Raw genomic sequence first — 19234 nt, 5'->3', positions numbered from 1 at the left:
GAGATCGGTTTCCGGCCCCCGGTCGTGGTGACGACGGGAGGCCACCGGATTGTCCCGACGCCCGCTACTCCGTTGCAGCCGCCGGAGGCAGCTCGGGCAGTTTCATCTCCTCGAACCAAAAGGCCTTGTAGGACTTGATCTGCTCGATCTTGTGGCCCCAGCGGAGGAAGCCGTTGGTGGCGAGCAGGACCTTGCCGTCGGCGAAGTGCTCGCGGTCCTCGTCCTGGATGGTCACCCCCCAGGGCACGTTGGAATTGCGACCGCTGCCGCCCTGAATCGTGGCGAGACCCTTCCGGCGGTTGGGCAGGTAGTCACCGTCGATCCAGACATCCGAGCCGCCGCCGGCGTTGTAGTGCGAGCGGCCGCCGACCAGCAGGCGGTAGGCGTAGCCGTCGCGCATGGGCGGCAGCTCGATCTCCGCGCGCATCAGCAGCGCCTCCTGGTCCCAGAAGGTGTTGACCGGGTTGCCGCAGCCGCAGAAGTGGTGCTCACCGACGCAGGTGCCGACGGGTTCCGGCTTGCCGTCGTTATTGGCGAAGGGCGCGCGGCCGGTCTTCCAGCCGGGTGCGGATTTCGGGTCGAAGGCGGTCGTGAACCAGTCCTTCGAGCCCTCCGGCACGGTCACCTCGCGGAAGCGGTGGCCGTTCTCCCAGAGCTTTTTCTCGGGTGGGTCGAAGGTGATGTAGTCCCACACGATCGCGTCGCGCGCCGGCCCGTGGAGTTTCCAGTCGTAGTCATGGATGTCGGCCTTGCGGTAGAGGTCCACCAACCCGTCGATCGCGCGGCCCGGCTGGCGGGAGGAGATCTCCCGCTCGAGGTTTTGGCGGTTGGCCTCGATGTACTCGGGGATCAGGCGGTTCTTGATGGTCGGTTCGATCGCCTTGCGAAGTTTCGGGCCGAAGTTCGAGGGGTCGGCATTGAGGAAGATTTTCTCATGCGGCAGCGCCTCGTCGGGGCTGCGCTTGCGAGCGAGCTCGTAGAGCACGTCGTAGCCGCCGGGGACCTGCGCCAGGTCGCGGGCCAGGTTCTCGAGCAGCAGGTCGATGTTGCCGGTGAGATCCTGGCCGCCGGGCTCGACAAGCTCCTCGGGAAACTTGACGTACGATTCGCCCAGTACCTGCATGGCAAACTCCCGGATCTCCGGGGAGGCCTGCTGGAGCTCCTGGGTGATGCCGCCCAAGGGGCCGCGGTCACCAAGCCGGTCGCTGGTCTGGAGAACCTCGCTGACTTTGGTCAGGAAGGGTTTGGCGTGATCCGGGTCGGACGCGAGCGGCGTGAGCCCCTGCATGGCGGCCTGGCGAAGCCACCAGTCGGAGTGATCCAGCCACGCGAGCATGCGATCGAAGTGAGGGGAGATCTGCTCCGGTGTGGCACGGCCCATCGCCTGCAGGGCACCCATGGTCACCCACCACGACTCATCCGGGTTGTCGATGATGGCACCGATCAGGCGGACGATCTCGGGCGTGAACTGCTCCTCCGGAAAACCCTGGCTTTTCTTGTCGCTGCTGTTGATGGCATCGAGGGCCGTCCGGCGGGCCCGCGGATCGCTGGACTTCAAGAGTTGGGGAATGAGTTGGTAGCGCTTGAAATTGTTGATGGTCCCCGCGGCGATCGCCCGGATGCCGTGCTCGAAATGGTAGGCGTACATGAGGACGACCTCGTCGCTCACATCGGGATCGCGCAGGCGGGCCAGCACCGGCTTGGAGGCATCCGTGGGCAGTTGTTCCCCGGAAACGTCCTGCCGTTTGCCGGGCAGGTACTCGCCGGGAGTCAGCGAGAGGAAGATCTTGTCGGCCTCGTTGCCCCAGGGGAGGTCGGGGATGGCGTGGGTGTGCGAGTACTTCGATGGCGGCGCGCCGTGCAACCGCAGCGCCTTGCGCGGCAGCGTGTAGATCAGCGGGATGTAGGCACCCCAGCCGCGTCCCTCGATGCCGGTGTCGGTGTAGCCCACATTCCAGTCGCTGACCCAGCCGAAGACGCCCTGGTGGGTGCGGGCCAGCTCGTACATCCACAGTCGCTCGTCCATGAACGAGCGGTAGGGCTCGGGGCGCTTCTCGCGGACGAGCCCCATCGCGCGGCCCTTCCACAGCTCGCCGATGCCACCGCCGGTGTGGCCGTGGAACAGCCACGAGGTGTTGTAGAAGGCCTTGTTGCCGCAGATGTCGCGGGCCTTGGCGTAGACCGACTCTTCCCCGTCGGGATGAAGGTTGGCGGCCGCCTGCATGGTGAAGGCGAGGCCCTCGGTCTTGCCGTTGGCGGTGAAGCCACCCTCGGGCAGGTGGTCGCCGTAGGCCACGTTGCCGTGCCCGGCGAAGCGGTAAACGTGGAGCAACGAGGTCTGCAGCGTGTGCTCGTCGACCTCGACCCCGCACTCCCGAGCCATCAGCAGGAAGGTCGCCGCATGCAGGCCGGCGGCATTCAAATGGCCGCCGCCCATGTAGCCGTAGTTGGCGCTACCGCGGCCCATCCACGAACCGTTGTAGATGGTGCGCGACAGGGAATCCGCGGTGTCCTTGATGATGGGCAGCACGGACTCGTCGCCGGTGCGCAGGTAGTACTCACAGAAGCCGGGCCCGGTGTAGCCGGCGAACCAGGGATAGGTCTCGCGCCCCTCGGCCGGCTTCTTGTAGTTCTCGACGAAGGTCTTCATCCAGCCGCGGACGACCTCGAGATCCTTCTCCTCCCCGGTCGAGAGCATGAACAGCACGGCACCGTTGAGGCCCATCTCGGCGGAGTCGATGTGGGCGGCCAGGGCCTCGGCGTGGTTGCGGATGATCTTGTCGGTCTTCTCGCAATCCACCGGCCAGGTCTCGCTGTAGGCCCCGAGTGCGGGGATCTTCACGATCACCTCCCGCGCGGTGGCGTCCGGGCCGTCCTTGACCATCATCTTCATCACGCCGTCCGCGGCCTCGGCCTCGGTGATCCAGTTGCCGAGCAGCACCCGGGGATCCTCCTCCTTGAGCACCTTGCCGTTGACGCTCTCGATGATCTGCCCCGGTTTGAGTTCGCCGGTGGCCGCCGCCGGGGATCCTTCCTCGATATTGACGATGTGCATCGTGAAGGCGGGCTGGCGCAGTTCCAAGCCGATGCCGGTGGGTCCGAAGTGGCTGATCTTGTAGCGGGCCCCGCCCGGATCGGGCCACATGTGGAACTGCGGCTCCCCCTTGTAGTAGTCGTCGGCCGTCGCGAGGGACGTCGCCGCGAGGGCCGCCGCTGCCATTCCCAGCACGAGCCGCCGGGCACCAGGTTTCATCGTCGTTGCGATCATGATCGTGGGCTTGAAAGGGAGATCCGACGCGCATCGGGCGCCGACCATCCCGCAGACCTACCGGAACGGAGCAGCCTCCTTTCAAAAAACTTCCGTTGCGGCGTTTCGTTGACACGAAATCCGGGGATTCCGGCAAGCGAAGGCGCATTGCAGCCTCCGGGCACCCGTCGGGGGAGATTTCACCCACCAGTCTGCCTACTCGACCAACCCCGCCATCTTCTCCGCGAGTTCCTTCAGGCTCTTCGGCCATTCGTTGATCGGGACCGGTTTCGCGCCCGGGATCTTCGGCTCGGTGATGCCCTCGACCAGCGCGGGTGAGGGCTGCGCGTAGAGGAAGGGCACCTGATCCATCCCGTAGGTGCCCGGCAGGCTCTTCGCGTAGATCTCCATCTCGGCCGCGTACTCGGCGGGGTTCTCGCCGATGTTTGCATCCGACGGAATCCAGATCACGCCGGCGACGCCCATCGGGGTCATCGGGCTGACGCACCAGTTGTAGGCGTAGGTCGGGATGGTGTCGCGGGCGACGGCTCCGCTGGTTCCCGCCTCGGGGAAGGCCGGACCGCGGAGCGGGGCCTTCGACAGATCAGCCCCCTTTTCGCCGAGATCGATGATGGTCGAAACGAAGGCCTTCACCTCGTCGACGTGCCGGGCCGCCGCCTTCTTCGCCACCCCGCTGTTGGGGAACTGCAGAAAAAGTTCGTCCAGCCGCGCCTCGAAGGCGGGCTGCTTGACGTCCTTGACGCCCTGGAACGAGGTCCACGACAGCGGCGAGGCCAGCTCCCGGGAACGCCCGGTCCGACCGGCCGACATGGTGATGAACCCCTGCGGCACTCCCTTCCGGTCGAGTGCCTTGGCGAAATGATAGGCGAAGGAACCCACCCCGGCGCCCTCCTTCGAGTAGTCCGCCGCCTCCCATGAGGAACGGTACTTGCCGCCACCGGTCTCGAAGCTCCGCTTCCGCGGGGTGGTGGAAGTGCTGGCCTTGGTCTTCTTGCGGAACTCGCGGACGAGCGGCAGCGGCTCGGGCCGCTTGGCTTCCTTGTCCCGGAGGTTGAAGGGCCAGTCGGAGGTCAGCAGCGGGCTGCCGGTCAGGTACCACACGTCGCCGACGAGGATGTTGTTCACCGTCCGGCTGCGGTCGTGGCTCGAAACCGCCTCGAGGGTGATCGGCCCGGCGGATGCCTTGAGCGGCGGAAACTCGACCGACCACTGCTGCAGTTCGTTGGCGACCGCCTTGCGGGTCACCCCGCCGAGCGTCACGGTGACCTCCACGCCCTCGTTCGCGTGGCCCCACACCGGGATGGTCTGGTCGCGCTGGATCACGGCCCCGTCGCGATAGAATTCAAGGACCTGGAAGATCGGGTAGTCCGGATCGGTGTAGCGGGCATACTTCGCCTCCTCGGCCGCGGCCTTGGCGGGATCGTCCTCCTCGAAGATCAGCTTGCCGTCGATCGCGGCGAAGGGCGTCGCCGGCAGGCCGGCCTTGTTGTAGAGGTTCGAGTTCACGGGCACCGCGTTGTAGGCGTACTGGACGCCCACCGGTTCCGGCACGTTTTTCGATTTCACCACCACCGTGTCGCCGACGATGGTCGCCTCGGCCGCGTGCCACTTCTTGTCGGCCCCGCAGACGCGGAAATGATTGAGCTTTTCGCCGGGCGTCGGGCGGGCCGGCTCGACGTACTTCCCTTCCTCACGATAGTCCGCCGCCATCCCCTTGCTGCCGACCATCAGGCCGCCGAAGAGGCTGCCCTTTTCGAAGGAAACCACCACCTGGTCGCCCTCGACTTCGTAGCCCTGATAGATCGGGCCGGTGAAGGGGATGTCCTTTCCATAGTCCTTCGCCAGCGCCCAGCGCGCCATCCGCATGCCGGGGTGGAGCTTTTCCCAGTAGTGGATCCCCTGCGGTCGCGCCGAGTTGAGATCGGTCTGCACCACCATGCCGACGTTTTCCCGGTTGTTGATGAAGAACAGGTGCTGGGCCTGGCGGATGTCGGCGAAGCCGACATTGTTCGGGTCCGGCGCGCCGTAGGCCTGCATCTGCGTGAAGTAGAAGGGCATGTCGGGCATGCCCCAGGCATCGCGCCAGCCATGGACGAGCGCCTCCATCCGCGCGGCATAGATCCGACCGTCGCCACTGTTGCTCGTCCCCTGGCACCAGATCGCGCCGCGGATGGCATAGGGGATCACCGGGTTGATCTTGCCGTTGAAAAACTGCGACGGCCCGCGCCACATCCCGGCGATGCCGGGAAGATTGGGTCGCTGCGGCACCTTGCCTCCGGCCTCGGAAATGCGGCCGGCTTCCTCCTGCCACGCGGCGAGGTCCTCGTAGTATTTTGCAAACGCCTGGCGGCCCTGCTCAAGCAGCGGATCGGCGTCGTGGATCAGGTCCTCGTCGCCCTCGAGATCCGGATGCTCCTCGATCGCCTGACGCTGGGTGAAGGCTTCGATCCGCGTGTTGCTGTGGGCGCTGAGCAGGATGCCCACCGGGACGTCGAGTTCCTGGTAAAGCGAGTGAGCGAAGGCCAGCGACAGGGCGGAGAAACTGCCGGCACCCTGGATCGTCTTCCATCCTTCCGCCGAGGTCGCCCGCTTCTGCGGGTAGAGCGCGGAAACCGTCTCGATGCTGATCTCGCGGATCGGGATGTCCGTTTCGGAGCCGGCGAGTTCACGGACCAGCTCATTCACCATGCTCTTGCCGGCGGTCCAGACCATGTTCGACTGGCCCGATGAGAACCAGACCTCGCCGACCAGCACGTCGCTCAGTTCGATCGACTGCCCCTTGTTGTTGGCGACCTTGAAACCCCGCCCCTCCTTGGAGGCCTGCAGCGGGTCCAGCTCGAGTTTCCAGTCCCCCTGCGCGTCGGCTTCGGCGGTCTTCGTCTGGCCGGCGAACTCGACGGTCACCTTGCTCCCCGGCGCATCGAATCCCCAGACCGGCACCTTGGCCTCGCGCTGGAGGATCATGTGGTCGGTGAAGGGAACCGCGAGTTCCAGTCGGGATTCGGCGGCGGAAATGCCGACTCCCAGGGAAAGGGTCAGCAGCAGGGAAGCAAGCGAGGTTTTCATGGATGGTCGGATCAACCTCGATACATACCGTCGGGCGGGAGAATCCTTTCCGGAACCCGCTTCCGAATCAGTCGGATTTCGTTCGCCTGGCGATCCGGGGTCTAGTCCTTGAACTTGTTCTTCAAGGGGCGGGTGATGATGTATTCCTTTTCCACCGAGCCGTCGCTCTTGGTGATCTTGCGCCGGGTGAGGCAGCCGGAGGTGAACGCCGCGAACAAAAGGCAACAAAGGACCCATGACCCGTATCTCATCGCACAATCATGGGAACCGGGCGGCTTGCTGTCGATGCCGCATCGCCACTCTGCGGAAACCGGGCCTCCGGCCGATCCCCTTGTCGTCCGGGGAAAAGAAAAGGCCGCACCCCTTTCGGAGGTGCGGCCTGGAACAATCCTTGCGATGCCTCAGAAACTGAAGAGCGCCCCGAGGGTCGCGCCGAAGACCGGATCCTGGCCGCTGGTCGCGGTTGAAAGACCACTGGTCAAGGTGATCGCATCGGTGACGGCGTAGTCGAAGTCGACACCGAAGAGGAACCAGTCCTGCTTCACGCTCCGGCCGGCCAGGTTGAACGGCCCGAGGCCGAGCACGGTACCGGTGGTGCGGGCATCGCTGTCATCGAATCGATGAACCCCTTCGGCACGAACACGGACCAAACCTTTCTCCTGCAGCACGGGGCGGGCGGCGGTCAGGCCGTAGCGCAGCTGGTGGATCGTCTGGCTCTGGCTGTTGAAGGTCGCCGGGAATCCGCCACCCACTTCGGTGTAGGCATCGGACTCGGTGCGGGTCACGGTGTACTCGAGCTTGGGCGAGATGCCGAAGCCAAGGAGCTGTGCCGCGTCCAGCCAGTCGGCGCGCAGGCGCAGCGCACTCGAGGTGACGTCCGTCTTGCCGAAGGAGGTGTTGATGAGGCCACCGTTGAAATAGTTGCGATCGACGTCCGCATCCCAGGAGCCGTAGGCACCGGTCAGGGTGAAGATGAACGGCGTGTCGGTTGCCCGGAAGCTGAGTTCCCCGAGGACGTACTGGCCATCCAGTTCCGTCTCGCCGCCAAGGAGCAGGTCCTGGCTCACCCAGCTTTGTCCGACGCCGAGCCCGGCCACGAGTTGCTGGTCGAACAAATCGATGGCGCCGCCGACCTCGGCGAGTGTCGAATCCGAATCGTAGCGATCATTGCGGGCGAAGTCCCCGGTGATCCAGGCGTGGCGGTCCGCCCCGCGCATCTGCAGCGGCACGTGGTGTGCGCCGTGAAGGGTCATGTTCAGCAGGTTGTAGCTGAGCGGACCCGGCTGGGCACCGGCCTGCAAGGTGGGAATGAACTGGGCGGGATTGATCGCGCCACTTCCGGCGCGGGCGATGTAGCCGGGACCTTCGAAGACCGGCTCGAAGTCACCGGGAGGATCCACTTCATCCACCTCCACGGGATAATTGTCCGGCGAGCCGAAGCGGCCGACGATGACGGTTCCGTCCTCGCTGATGGCGTCGGCGGTCTGGAAGAACACGTCGCCGACCTCTGCCCCGCTGTCCGCGAGCCATTCGTTGATGGTGCGGGGACCCGCCTCTTCGTCGAAGACCCAGGCACCCAAAGCCTGGAACGGCGGGTCGACCGGCTCGTCCGCCGCCGTCAGCGCCGTGCCTACGAAGACCTGGCGCTTCCCCCTGAAGCCGCTGCCGACGACCCGACCCGTGTTGCTGACACCACTGGCATATCCACCGACGACCGGGATCTCGGTGAGTGCTCCGTCGGCAACCGTGAAAAGATAGGGACGGTTCAGGCCGACCCACCCATCATCGTCATACTGCGAACCCACGATGTAGGCTCCATTGCGGCTGATATCGGTGGCGAAAGACTCGATGAAGGATGCCTCCGAAGCGAGCAGCGGAATGGCATTTGCCTGGGGTGACCCGGGGCCGCCGAGGTCCCAGTAGACCGACCGGGAAACGGGGCCGGCCTGCAGCGCATTGAGGTTCGCGCCCCCATTCAGGAAGTTCCTCTGGGAACCCACGGCTCGCGTCCCGGCGCCGTCCATGGCAGTCACCGTGAGGTCCGCCCCGTAGCTGACACCCGGCAGCGCGCCAAGGGGGGTGCCCGTGCCGAGCAGGCCACCGCTGGCCGCCCCCTGCCACCAGGTCGCCACCCCCGGCCCGAGGACGTTCACGGAGATCGGGTCGTCCGTCACGAACTGCGGGGCGGTATCGACGACGGGCTCGAAGTTGTAGCCGACGACGGAATCGCCGGAATCGCTCACATCAACGAATGCCCGGCCGGAGAGATACGCCGCATTCCCGGTCTGGCGGTCGATCCAGAATCCGTTGGGAGCGGTGAGGTAGCCCGGCCTCATCATCAGATCCATCATGCCGCCGCCGTTCAGGGTCTGGTAACCGCCCACGACAAATCGTCCGTCCCGGCTGATTCCAAGAGGCCTGGCATCGACCCCGAAAACGGCTCCCCGCGGGAAGAGCTCCACGGTTCCGCTCTCAAAGGTCCAGTAGCTGGCGGTGAGTGAATCCGGCGGGGGAGGTTCGTTGTTGATCAATTCGAAGAAGTCCGGGCCGACGACCGCGGTGCCGTCGCCGCTGATGTTGGTCGGCACGAAGGGCAGGCTGATGACGGGCGGTGGTCCTTCGGTATTCGGCGGCTCCGGGCCGGCAAAGGCGTGAGCCGAAAAGGCAAGCAGTGGCAGGGTCAGCAGAGGTGTTTTCATGGCTGGGGGATGTTGGTCAATTCACGAGCCCTCGTCAGGCACGATTCCCGAGCCTAGGTGGCGGGGGAGTCGCGAGAAGAAAAAACTGCCGAAATCCGAAGTCCGGGCCGGTTGGCCGCAGAGCGGAGGTCGGACAAGTTCACGGCCCGGCCCGCCACACACTCACTCCGGCCGGCGGCAGTTCCCGCCCTCCCAACAACCACTCCGCTCCCCCGCCCGCCGGCACATCGATCATCTGATCGGTGTAATTGACGGCCACCCAAAGACCCTGCCGGTAGTGGACAAAGACATACGGCGGCAGGTCGAAGGGAAGCTTCCCGAGTTCCTTGCCATAAACCCGGCGCAGGAGATCGTATTCGAGTTCCCAGTCGTCCGACCAAGCGCCCACATAGGTCACGCTGCCCTTGCCCGGATCCCGGTGAAGGATGGCGGACGCCCCCTCGTAGAACTGGTCCTCATAGGTCCCCCACGACTCCACCGTGCTGCCCGGCTTCACCACCGTGCCCCAGGTGTGCCACGGGTAGGACTTCCCGCCGAAAGCCACCTTGCCGGGCCGGTTGGCGGGCAGGTGGTCGTAGTACTCGATCTCGCCGCCGATCAGGTTCCAGATCGGCTGTTGGATCTTCGCCTCCCACAGGTGGCCCTTGTCGTCCTTGAGACCCGAGCGGGTGCTGATGATCAGGTGGCCGCCCTTCGCGACATAGTCCTCCAGCTTGCCCACCAGCTCCCGGCTCATCATCTGATAGGCCGGCACCACCATGAAGGGGGTGCCTGCCGGATCGAAATCATCCCCGTCGCCGACAAAGACCACATTCACCCCCATCCGCTTGAGCCCCTGGTAGTAGGTGTAGATGTGCTGCCAGGTATCCCAATCCTGGTGGTGCGGGTAGCGCTCGATGTCGAGCAGGTTGCGGTTGCTCCACAGCAGCGCCGTGCGGCTGCGGTTGACGAATTCGTTCTCGGCGGAGGGATCGAGCTTCTCCTCGAGCCGGTTGATCTCCGCCACCGCCCTGACGAAGTCCTTTCCACCATGGCTCACGCTGACGCCATCGGTCTGCATGATGCCGTGGTGGAACTGCTCCATGCCGAAAAGCGGCTGGCGGAACCGGTAGGTACAGACGAAACGCTCCCCCATGCCAAAGGCGTGCCAGACCCACATGCGCACCGCTCCGGGCATCGGCATGGCATTGAACCGGCCCCAGTTGATCTGGCCCGGCTGCAGTTCCATGATGCCGGTGTAGCCGCTGACCGACGCCGCCAGTTCCTCGCCCAGGCTGTATTCCATGCCGCAGCCCAAGCGATGCGCCAGCGAGTCGCCCGAGGAGTTCTTGCGGTTGTGGGTCAGGTACATCGTGTGCGAGGCAAAATCGAGCGTGTCGCGGGTGAGGAAGGGATTCACATTCTCCAGTCCCTGATAGTAGGCGTAGTTGGTGGTGATCCACTGCCTGCCGTCCCCGTGCCGGCGCACGATCGCCGCCTGGTCGCCCAGGTCGCGGGCGATCTCCTCCGAGGTGTAGGTCTGGAAATCGAGATAGGTGTGGGGGTTCGAAGTCGGGACTTGAACCTGCTCGAAATTGTCGAGCGTGTAGCTCCAGAACGCCGCACCCCAGGCCTCGTTGAGCGCCTCGACCGTGCCATACTTCCTCTTCAGCCACTCGCGGAACTCCGCCTGGGCCGACGGGCTGTAGTCCTCGCCGGTCTGGATGTGCGGCTCGTTGCCGATCTGCCATCCCCAGACCCGCTCGTCCCTGGCGTAGCGCTCGGCCAGCTTCGTCACGATGCGTTCGACATGCTTCCGGTAAACCGGGTTCGCCAGCGAGCCGGTCAGCCGCGAGCCCCGGTGGTGACCTCGCACTCCATTGCGATCGACCGCCAGGATCTCGGGATGGGCGGTGGCCAGCCAGGCCGGCGGGCAGGGCGAAGGCGTCGACATCAGCACCTTCAGGCCGTGGTCGGCGGCGAGTGCCACCGCCTTGTCCATCCACGCGAAGTCGAACTTGCCGTCTTCCGGCTCCAGCCGGGCCCACGCGAACTCGCCGTAGTGGATGAAGTCGAAGCCGAGCTCGGCGACCCGCCGGATGTCGCGCTCCCACTGCTCCTCCGGCCAATGCTCCGGGTAGTAGTAAACCCCGAAGTGCGTTCCCTTCTCCGGAAAGAAACGCGCTTCGTCGGCAAACCCGCCCCGGGGGCTCCAGACGGCCGCCAGCAGCAGCCCCAGTAGAATCGCGGACCTCATGCGCATATCGGAGGGTGGGCGAAAATCCCGTCGATCACAAGCGGGCGTCTTGTCTCGAGCGCTCCCGCCCCCGGCACCCGATGCGGGCTTCCGGGTCCGGCACGGGAATCGGGTGGGGTCCTTGACCAAAGGTCGATTTTCTCCCACTAGTTCGTCAGAAGAATCATGAAACTGCTCCCCATCCTTGCTGCCGGTGCCTCCATCGCCCTGACCTCCTGCTTTTCCACCTCACTCGACGTCGAAGCCTATCCGGCGGAAGGTGCCGACTTCTCGAATTACAAAACCTACGCCTGGGTTCCACTCGACCGGCAGGCGGCGAAGGACTTCACCCAGAAGGACCGCGCGCTTCGAAAGGCATTCACCGACGAGGCGGACAGAATCATGACCAACCGGGGCTACCGACTGTCGGTTCGCGGCACGCCCGACCTCTTTCTCTACGCCCGCGGCCTGCGGATGCCCGGCTACCGCTCGGTCGGCGGCAGCCCGACCTACGAGTCGCGCTACGTCCCGGGTGACGAAGGAGCTTCCTGGCTCGCCGCCACCTCGGCGGGATCGGGCGTCAGCAGCGGCTACCTCAAGTCCGAGACACAGATCGGGGTCCGCTTTCTGGTCTCGGAACCGACCACCGACAAGGAGGTGTGGCGCGGCAAGGGGGTCGTCCGGGTGGACGATTCGCGCAGCGAACTCATGCAGCAGGATGATGCCCGCGAGCTTGCCCGGCGCCTGCTCAAGGGATTCCCACGGGCCGGAAGCTGAGCCAGGGACAGCACGGAAACCTCGCCCGATACCGGTCGGCGGGGTTTCCGGTTGCGCCGGGGTCGTGGTGGCCCGAGCTTCGCTCCCATGAAGGCCATGCTCCTGCTCGCCGCCCTCGCCGGCATTTCCGCTGCGAAAGCCCTCCCCGAAATCCAGCTTCAGGCTTTCGCCAAGCAGCTCAGCGGGCCGGTCTTCATGGTCCCCTACCAGTCGGGCGACCGGGCCTTCCTGATCGGTGAGCAGGCAGGTCTGATCTCCTTCCTGTCGGAAAAGGGAGGCACCCGGGGCGAGGCCTTCCTCGACCTCCGCTCGCGACTCGACTGGGTGCGGGAGGGCTTCGACGAACGCGGCCTGCTCGGCTTTGCGCTCCACCCCGAGTTCGAGAATAACCGCCGCTTCTACCTCTACTTCGGCACGCCCCTGGCCGATGGGGCGCCCGAGGGCTTCGACCACACCATGCGGCTCTCCGAATTCCAGACGAGTGCCGACGGCTCCAAGGCGGATCCGGACTCGGAGCGGGTGCTTCTGGAAATCCACGAGCCGCAGTGGAATCACAACAGCGGCAGCATCGCCTTCGGGCCCGACGGCCATCTCTATATCTGCGTCGGCGACGGCGGCGCGGCGAACGACCTCGCCGACGGCCACGCCGAGGGCGGCAACGGCCAGTCGCTCGACACCCTGCTCGGCAAGATCCTGCGCATCGATGTCGATGCCGACGAAGGCTACGCCATCCCCGCTGACAACCCGCTGGTCGGGAAACCCGGGAAGGACGAGATTTTCGCCTGGGGCGTGCGCAATCCGTGGGGCCTCACGGTCGACGGGGACCGCATGATCTTCGCCGATGTCGGGCAGAACCGGTTCGAGGAGGTCAACGTCATCCGCTCCGGCGCCAACTACGGCTGGCCCCGTTTCGAGGGCTTCGCCCCCTTCGACCAGCAGAGCCCGGGGGAATCGATCACGCTCGATGCCTCGCGCGCGACCTCCCCGGGCGACACCGTCCATCCGGTGATCGCCTACCCCCACAACGTGGGCTTCGGCGAATTTCCCGCGATGGGGATCAGCATCACCGGTGGCCACGTCTACCGCGGCTCCGCCATCAAGGGCCTGCAAGGGCGCTACCTTTACGCCGACTGGGCGATGAGCTGGGCGGGGCCGAAATACGGACTTTTCGTCGCCGAGACCAGCGACGAGGGCGAATGGGCCAGCAAGCTCTTGCCGGGTGGTGGTGCACCCGGGGAAAAGGACGCCTGGATCACCGGCTTCGCCAAGGACCGCGACGGCGAGATCTACGTCCTCTCCAACGACTCCAACACCCCGCGCGGCAAGGATGGTCGGATCTGGAAGATCGTGCCGGGGGAGTGACCGGGCCAGCGAGAACGCCGTCGCCGGATCCTCGGGATTCCGCCTACGGACGGCGGGCGCGGGCGGTCCATTCGGCGAGGATGGGGAGGTCGGCGGCGGCGAGGTCGAGTTGATGCAGCTCTTCGGTGGGGCACCAGCGGATCTCGCTGTGTTCGTGCGGTTGGGGACGGCCCTCCGCGATGGTGCACCGCAGCGGGATGAGCCGGATCGGGCCGCGGCCGTAGTCGTGGACGACGGGTGTGAGCGCCTCGCCGACCTCGACGGTGATCTCCAGTTCCTCGCGGAGCTCGCGGACGAGGGCGTGGTCCGGGGTTTCGCCGGCCTCGACCTTTCCCCCGGGAAACTCCCACTTGCCACCGAGGTGCTTCCCCTCCGGCCGCCGGCAGGCGAGCAGGCGGCCCGTGCCGTCCTCGATGAGGCCGGCGACGACGTCGATCATGGGCCGAAGTTCCAAGGGAGAAGTTCCAAGTGCCAAACGGGATGCGGCGCTGCGCGCCGGGGGAAAGGGAATGGTCGGGCCGGGACGCCCGCCCCTACCTGCCGTCGGCGAGGCGTTCGGCGAGCATCGGCGGCAGGTCGGCCTCGCGGATCTTTCGCTGCGTCGTCTCGATGTCGTACTCGATCCGGCGGAAGACGACGAGCTTGTGGGCGAGGTCGTAGATCGCGTAGCAGGCCCGCCAGTCGCCGTCGCGCGGCTGGCCGACCGAACCGACGTTGATGAAGTACTTGGAGCCCGGCTCGATCACGATCGATTCGGCCGGGACCTCGCGGACCTTGCCGTCCTTGATGTAGACCCGCGGCACGTGGGTGTGCCCGTGAAAGCAGACCTGGGTGAACTGGTAGGAGAAGTTCGACATCGCGTCGAAGCGATTGGTCACGTAGTTCCAGTTCGACGGCTGGTCGAGGGTGCTGTGGACGACGGTGAAGTCCTCGATCTGGCGGACCATCCGCAGGCGCCGCAGCCAGGTGCGCTGCTCGTCGTCGAGCTGCCCGCGGGTCCACTCGAGCGCCGTGGCGGCGACGGGGTTCATCGATTCCAGCGAATGATTGCCGGCGGTGTCCTCGTCGTGGTTGCCCTTGATCACCGGGCACCCCATTTCGCGGACCTTTTCGAGGCAGTCGGCGGGGTTGGCATTGTAGCCGACGATGTCGCCCATGCAGATGTAGTCGTTGCAGCCCTGCTCGGCGGAGTCGGCGAGCACGGCCTCGAGGGCCTCGAGATTCGCGTGGATGTCGCCGAAAAGGGCAATGCGCCGCGGGTCGCCGGAACCCTGTGCGCCCGGATCGGCGGCCGGCTGCACGGGCGTACCGATGGTCGGGTGGGGAGGCGGGCCGCTGGCTTGCATCGGGGTGGGTCGGGGAGTTCAGCGTTGTTCGAGGGCTTCACGGGCCCGGAAGACGCTCTCTTCTTGGGGGATCTCCAGAAGACGTTCAAGCTTACGTAGATAGGTCCCTACCCCGTTCATCGGATACTCGCCCCGGATGTCGAGGTAGTGGTTGCCCAAAATCTGATAGGCATTTTCGTGGGAGCCGAAGAGCTCCAGCGCGAGGGAGTCCGAATCGATGCCCGGATTTTCCCGGTGCTCGAGGGTGAAGCGCAGCGCGAGCAGGGTCGGGGGCGCGCCGCCGTCCTCCTCCATGATGCGGCGGACCAGCGGCAGGGCATCGTCGGCGTATTTCTCCGAACGCGCCATGGCCATGGCCTGAAAACGCCGGACGTAAGGGAGGGCATTGCCGGTCTCGACCGCCTTGCCGAAGGCCTCGGCCGCCTTGTCGTAGTCGCGGATCTTGTTGGGATCGACGTAGAGCCATCCGAGCCGGCTCCAGAGCAGCGAGTTGTCGGGGTTCTGTTTCACTCCCTCCTCGAGAAAGGCGCCGCCCTTCCGGATCCAGTTCTCCCACTCGGCCCGGGCCCGGAGTGGCGGCAGGCCGATGTCGTTCCGGTCGTAGTAGGAGGCGGCGTTGTAGGCCATGTGCCACGAACCCGTTTCCCAGTAGTAGGCCGTGTGCGGCGCGAGCTGGACGATCGTCTCGTAGCTGTCGGCGACCTGAATCCACTGCTGGTTTTCGAAATAACCGAAGGCCCGGAGGTTCAGGATCGTCGCGACGAGCGTCCGCAGCCCGCCCAGCGAGACGGCCCAGAATCCCTGGCCGACCTTCTTGCGCACGTCCAGATCGAGGGGTCGCTGCAGCAGTTGCTTCTCGCGGAGGTCTTCGGTGAGGGCCTGCTCGATGGGTGCCCGCACGATCCCCGCGACCACGAGGGTCGCGATGGCGGCAAGCTGGTATCGGCGGTGCATGGGTAAACGCTGAAAGGCTGAAACAGGCGCCTAAAACTCCTTCCGGGCGATGACCAGCCACGAGACGAAGGTGTAGACGACGAAGTAGAACAGGGTGACGCCGGTGACCTTGAGCAGGTCGAAGGCCTCGAGCGGCCTGCCCTCGATGACGGCGTCGATGAGCTTGTAGAGCTGCAGGTCGGGCAGGGCGGTGGTCATGATCGCCGAGCCGATCTTTCCGAGCACTCCGGTGCCGTGGAAGTAGGCCTCGCGGGCATCGGCCTGGAAGAAGCCGATGAAGACGACGAGGAAGCCGACGATGGCGGTGAACAGGGTGCTGGTCGAGAAGGTCGAGAGCAGCAGGGCGACGCTGATGATGACGACGGATTGGAGGAAGATGACAAACACGGCACCCTGGAGGGCCCAGGTCGGGCCGAGGGCGCGGGTTTCGGCGAGCTGGGCCTCGATCATTTCCGGAGGATGGCCGAAGGCTTCCCCGGCGGCCCGCTGCTGCTCGAGCACGCCGCCCATCCGCAGTTGGAGCGCCCCGGTCATGAGCAGGTCCATCACCAGCAGCGAGACGAAGATCAGCGCGGCGACGCCGAAGAACTTGCCGAGCAGGTAGTCGAGCCGCGGCACCGGCTTGGCGAGGATGGTGTAGAGGGTGCGGTCCTCGACGTCCTTGGGCAGCAGCAGGCCGGTGGCGACGATGGCCATCACGATGCTGAACAGCGTCATCGCTCCCGCGCAGGAGCTCTTGATCGAGTAGAGCAGCTGCACGCCGACGGCCTCGGGAGCGGCGTGGGTGGGCAGGCGCAGGAAATTCGCGGCGATGAGGATGACGGCGAAGGCGCCGAGGAAATAGAACACCTTCATCCGCACCAACTGGGTGAAGGTGTGGTACGCCAGCACGGTGATGCGGCGGGGGTTGAGCGGGCGGTGGCGGGCGGTCATTCGTTCCGGTCGACGGTTTCGCGGAGGAAGAGGCGCTCGAGGGTGGTGCGGGGCCGGCCGGCGCGGACCAACTCGGCGCCGTCGGCGGCTTCGATCAGACGGCGGATTTCCTCGACCAGTTCCGGCCGGGCATCGCGCAGGACGAGCTCGGTCTGGTCCTCGATGGAGAGCATTTCCTCGAGCCGGCCCTCGCGGATCATCCGCCCGCGGAAGATGATGCCGACGCGGTCGCAGACCTCCTGGACCTGCTCGAGCAGGTGAGAGCAGAGGAAGACCGTGATGCCCCGCTCGCGCAACGCCAAGACCAGGTCGCGGATCTGCCGGGAGCCGATCGGGTCGACCCCGGCGGTGGGCTCGTCGAGGATGACCAGCCGCGGTTCCTGGACCAGTGCCTGGGCGAGCCCGATGCGTTGGAGCATGCCCTTCGAGTAGCCGCCGAGGCGGCGGTCGCGGGCCTCGACGAGGTCGACGAGTTCGAGCAGCTCATCGACGCGGGCTTCCAGGCTTTTCCCCCGGAGGCCGCAGAGCTTGCCGTAGAAACGCAGCGTTTCGGCCCCGCTGAGGTGCTTGTAGAAATACGGGTTCTCCGGGAGGAAACCGACCTGTTCGCGCGAATCGACGGCGAGTGAGTCGGCCCCGAAAATGCGGCAGGTGCCCGAGGTTGGGGCAACGAGACCGAGCAGCGCCTTCATGGTGGTCGACTTGCCCGAGCCGTTCGGGCCGATCAGGCCATAGACCTCGCCGGGCTCGATGCGGATGCTCACCCGGTCGACGGCGCGCACCGGCCGTCCGCCGAAGTGGGCGGGGAAGACCTTGGTCAGGTTCTCGATTTCGACGGCGGGTTCCATGGGTGGCGCGCGGCGGCGAGGTTAGCGCCGGGATCACCGGGCTGACAACGCGTTTCCCGTCATTCGGCAAGCTCGACTCTTTTGGAATGGCGGCGGACCTGCCGGCATGCCTAGGATCGCCAGCCATGAAGAAACTGATGACGATGATTTCGGCGGCGTTCGCGCTGCTGGCGACGAGCTGTATGGAGCACCACGTGACCATCAGCCTGAACAAGGATGGAAGCGGCACGATCACCGAGGAGACCGTGCTGGGTGCCCAGATGCTGGCGATGATCCAGCAGATGTCGGCGCTCGGTGGCGAAGGGGCGGAAGCCGCGGACCCGCTGGCCGACATGGTCGACAAGGAGAAGGCCGAGGCCACCGCCAAGGAAATGGGCGAGGGCGTGACCGTCTCCAAGGTGGAGAAGATCGATGAGGCCGGACGCAAGGGTGCCCGGACCGTTTACGCCTTCAAGGACATCAATGCGGTGAAGTATGGCTTCGGCAGCGGCCTCGACGGCATGGGCGATGACATGGGCCCCGGCGGTGAAGCGGAAGAGGAGGAAGCCGAGGAGCCGATGAAATTCGTTTACAAGGACAGCGTGCTGACCCTGAAGAACAAGGGCATGGATGCCGCGGATGCCGCCGATGAAGAGGAAGGCGCGAAGCCCGAGGCGGTGGATCCGGCCGAACTGGCCCAGGCCAAGCAGATGCTCGGCGGCATGAAGATGAGCATCCGTCTCGAATTCCCCGGTGGCATCGAGGAGACCAATGCCACCCACCGCAAGGACAACACCGTGACCATGATGGAAATGGACATGGGTGCGCTTCTCGAGGACCCCGAAGCCTTTGCCAAGCTGCAGCAGGAGGAGCCGGAGTCGCCCGCCGAAATGGCCGAGGTGCTCAAGGGCGTCAAGGGCATGAAGGTCGAGACCAACGAGGAGCTCCGGGTGAAGCTGAAATAAGCTTGAGGATCGACACCTCCCTTCGCCGGAGACTCCGGCGGGGCAGGAGAATGTCGATTCTCCAAAACGAAACGGCCGTCCCGGTTGCGGGGCGGCCGTTTTGCTTTGAGTCGGAGAGGGCGGATCAGCCGGCGAAACGCTCGGCGACGACGTCCCAGTTCACCACGTTCCAGAAGGCGGCGATGTAGTCGGGCCGGCGGTTCTGGTAGTTGAGGTAGTAGGCGTGCTCCCAGACGTCGAGGCCGAGGAGCGGCTTGCCGGAGCAGCCGGCGACCGCCTCGCCCATGCAGGGCGTGTCCTGGTTGGCGGTCGAGCAGACGGCCAGCGAGCCGTCTTCCTTTTTCACCAGCCACGCCCAGCCGGAACCAAATCGGGTTGCGGCGGCCTTGGCGAAGGCTTCCTTGAAGCTGTCGAAGGAGCCGAAGGCGGCATCGATCGCCGCGGCGAGATCGCCGGACGGGGCCGTGGCACCGCCGGGAGCGATGACCTGCCAGAACAGGCTGTGGTTGGCGTGACCGCCGCCGTTGTTGCGGACGGCGGTGCGCTTGTCTTCCGGCACGACCGAGAGGTCGGCGACGAGTTCGCAGATCGGCTTGTCCTCGAGGCCGGTGCCTTCGAGCGCGGCGTTGAGGTTGGTCACGTAGGCGTTGTGGTGCTTGTCGTGGTGGATTTCCATCGTGCGCGCGTCGATGTGGGGTTCGAGCGCGTCGTTTGCGTATCCGAGATCGGGTAGGGTATGTGCCATGGTTGGGGTTGGTTTGGTTTGCGTTCGGGGGGCCACGCGGGTAGTCCCGCTAGGCGGCCTTCGTCCCGACGATGGCG

At 65.7% G+C, this 19234-nt stretch carries 14 protein-coding genes; 3 read left to right on the top strand and 11 right to left on the bottom strand.

From position 1 onward, the window contains the following. Nucleotides 1–64: 64 nt before the first annotated feature. The 5 genes from ACG2LG_RS07850 to ACG2LG_RS07830 all read right to left on the bottom strand — a co-directional run bounded on the left by ACG2LG_RS07850 (nt 65) and on the right by ACG2LG_RS07830 (nt 11269). Nucleotides 65–3253 carry a DUF6288 domain-containing protein gene (locus tag ACG2LG_RS07850; RefSeq protein WP_396257868.1) on the bottom strand — a complete coding sequence of 1063 codons (3189 nt, stop codon included), beginning with the start codon at nt 3251–3253 and terminating at the stop codon, nt 65–67. Nucleotides 3254–3463: 210 nt separating this feature from the next. Next, the gene (locus ACG2LG_RS07845) at nt 3464–6334 is read right to left on the bottom strand and encodes a sialate O-acetylesterase (RefSeq protein WP_396257866.1); all 2871 of its coding nucleotides are present in this window, start codon (nt 6332–6334) and stop codon (nt 3464–3466) included. A gap of 101 nt (nt 6335–6435) precedes the next feature. Next, the gene (locus ACG2LG_RS07840; protein WP_396257864.1) at nt 6436–6585 is read right to left on the bottom strand and encodes a hypothetical protein; all 150 of its coding nucleotides are present in this window, start codon (nt 6583–6585) and stop codon (nt 6436–6438) included. A 150-nt stretch (nt 6586–6735) separates the two neighbouring features. After that, complete coding sequence (locus ACG2LG_RS07835) at nt 6736–9033, bottom strand: autotransporter domain-containing protein (protein WP_396257862.1); 2298 nt, start codon at nt 9031–9033, stop codon at nt 6736–6738. A gap of 139 nt (nt 9034–9172) precedes the next feature. Further along, on the bottom strand, nt 9173–11269 hold the full coding sequence (locus tag ACG2LG_RS07830) for a beta-galactosidase (protein WP_396257861.1): 2097 nt from the start codon (nt 11267–11269) through the stop codon (nt 9173–9175). Nucleotides 11270–11434: 165 nt separating this feature from the next. Here ACG2LG_RS07830 and ACG2LG_RS07825 point away from each other — a divergent pair, with 165 nt between their 5' ends. Together ACG2LG_RS07825 and ACG2LG_RS07820 are read left to right on the top strand one after the other, a co-directional pair. Further along, nucleotides 11435–12025: a DUF4136 domain-containing protein gene (locus ACG2LG_RS07825; protein WP_396257860.1), complete on the top strand. Its 591-nt coding sequence runs from the start codon at nt 11435–11437 to the stop codon at nt 12023–12025. A gap of 87 nt (nt 12026–12112) precedes the next feature. Next, nucleotides 12113–13387 (top strand): PQQ-dependent sugar dehydrogenase, encoded by a 1275-nt coding sequence (locus tag ACG2LG_RS07820; protein WP_396257858.1) that lies wholly within the window; start codon nt 12113–12115, stop codon nt 13385–13387. A gap of 43 nt (nt 13388–13430) precedes the next feature. Here the strand turns inward: ACG2LG_RS07820 and ACG2LG_RS07815 are convergent, their stop codons facing one another. The 5 genes from ACG2LG_RS07815 to ACG2LG_RS07795 all read right to left on the bottom strand — a co-directional run bounded on the left by ACG2LG_RS07815 (nt 13431) and on the right by ACG2LG_RS07795 (nt 17468). Beyond that, nucleotides 13431–13826, bottom strand: a complete 396-nt coding sequence (locus tag ACG2LG_RS07815) for a (deoxy)nucleoside triphosphate pyrophosphohydrolase (protein ID WP_396257856.1) — start codon at nt 13824–13826, stop codon at nt 13431–13433. 94 nt (nt 13827–13920) lie between these two features. Next, nucleotides 13921–14688: a metallophosphoesterase family protein gene (locus tag ACG2LG_RS07810; protein WP_396257855.1), complete on the bottom strand. Its 768-nt coding sequence runs from the start codon at nt 14686–14688 to the stop codon at nt 13921–13923. A 63-nt stretch (nt 14689–14751) separates the two neighbouring features. Continuing rightward, nucleotides 14752–15687 carry a tetratricopeptide repeat protein gene (locus tag ACG2LG_RS07805; RefSeq protein WP_396257854.1) on the bottom strand — a complete coding sequence of 312 codons (936 nt, stop codon included), beginning with the start codon at nt 15685–15687 and terminating at the stop codon, nt 14752–14754. Nucleotides 15688–15717: 30 nt separating this feature from the next. After that, on the bottom strand, nt 15718–16620 hold the full coding sequence (locus tag ACG2LG_RS07800) for an ABC transporter permease (protein ID WP_396257853.1): 903 nt from the start codon (nt 16618–16620) through the stop codon (nt 15718–15720). Further along, on the bottom strand, nt 16617–17468 hold the full coding sequence (locus ACG2LG_RS07795) for an ABC transporter ATP-binding protein (RefSeq protein ID WP_396257851.1): 852 nt from the start codon (nt 17466–17468) through the stop codon (nt 16617–16619). The genes ACG2LG_RS07800 and ACG2LG_RS07795 overlap by 4 nt, the downstream gene beginning before the upstream one ends. 125 nt (nt 17469–17593) lie before the next feature. On the opposite strand from ACG2LG_RS07795, the gene ACG2LG_RS07790 reads away from it, so the two are divergent. Further along, nucleotides 17594–18412 carry a hypothetical protein gene (locus tag ACG2LG_RS07790; protein ID WP_396257850.1) on the top strand — a complete coding sequence of 273 codons (819 nt, stop codon included), beginning with the start codon at nt 17594–17596 and terminating at the stop codon, nt 18410–18412. A gap of 124 nt (nt 18413–18536) precedes the next feature. Here the strand turns inward: ACG2LG_RS07790 and ACG2LG_RS07785 are convergent, their stop codons facing one another. Continuing rightward, nucleotides 18537–19157: a superoxide dismutase gene (locus tag ACG2LG_RS07785; RefSeq protein WP_396257848.1), complete on the bottom strand. Its 621-nt coding sequence runs from the start codon at nt 19155–19157 to the stop codon at nt 18537–18539. Nucleotides 19158–19234: the final 77 nt, after the last annotated feature.

The organism is Haloferula sp. A504 (assembly GCF_044385805.1).
Classification (GTDB): Bacteria; Verrucomicrobiota; Verrucomicrobiia; order Verrucomicrobiales; family Akkermansiaceae; genus Haloferula.
The sequence above is the reverse complement of the archived record's forward strand: the minus strand, read 5'-3'. Positions and strand labels throughout refer to the sequence as shown.

Bases quoted from the DNA above. Each gene is read 5' to 3' on its own strand.
- ACG2LG_RS07850 (WP_396257868.1), bottom strand. From the start codon at position 3,253: ATGAAACCTGGTGCCCGGCGGCTCGTGCTGGGAATGGCAGCGGCGGCC.
- ACG2LG_RS07845 (WP_396257866.1), bottom strand. From the start codon at position 6,334: ATGAAAACCTCGCTTGCTTCCCTGCTGCTGACCCTTTCCCTGGGAGTC.
- ACG2LG_RS07840 (WP_396257864.1), bottom strand. From the start codon at position 6,585: ATGAGATACGGGTCATGGGTCCTTTGTTGCCTTTTGTTCGCGGCGTTC.
- ACG2LG_RS07835 (WP_396257862.1), bottom strand. From the start codon at position 9,033: ATGAAAACACCTCTGCTGACCCTGCCACTGCTTGCCTTTTCGGCTCAC.
- ACG2LG_RS07830 (WP_396257861.1), bottom strand. From the start codon at position 11,269: ATGAGGTCCGCGATTCTACTGGGGCTGCTGCTGGCGGCCGTCTGGAGC.
- ACG2LG_RS07825 (WP_396257860.1), top strand. From the start codon at position 11,435: ATGAAACTGCTCCCCATCCTTGCTGCCGGTGCCTCCATCGCCCTGACC.
- ACG2LG_RS07820 (WP_396257858.1), top strand. From the start codon at position 12,113: ATGAAGGCCATGCTCCTGCTCGCCGCCCTCGCCGGCATTTCCGCTGCG.
- ACG2LG_RS07815 (WP_396257856.1), bottom strand. From the start codon at position 13,826: ATGATCGACGTCGTCGCCGGCCTCATCGAGGACGGCACGGGCCGCCTG.
- ACG2LG_RS07805 (WP_396257854.1), bottom strand. From the start codon at position 15,687: ATGCACCGCCGATACCAGCTTGCCGCCATCGCGACCCTCGTGGTCGCG.
- ACG2LG_RS07800 (WP_396257853.1), bottom strand. From the start codon at position 16,620: ATGACCGCCCGCCACCGCCCGCTCAACCCCCGCCGCATCACCGTGCTG.
- ACG2LG_RS07795 (WP_396257851.1), bottom strand. From the start codon at position 17,468: ATGGAACCCGCCGTCGAAATCGAGAACCTGACCAAGGTCTTCCCCGCC.
- ACG2LG_RS07790 (WP_396257850.1), top strand. From the start codon at position 17,594: ATGAAGAAACTGATGACGATGATTTCGGCGGCGTTCGCGCTGCTGGCG.
- ACG2LG_RS07785 (WP_396257848.1), bottom strand. From the start codon at position 19,157: ATGGCACATACCCTACCCGATCTCGGATACGCAAACGACGCGCTCGAA.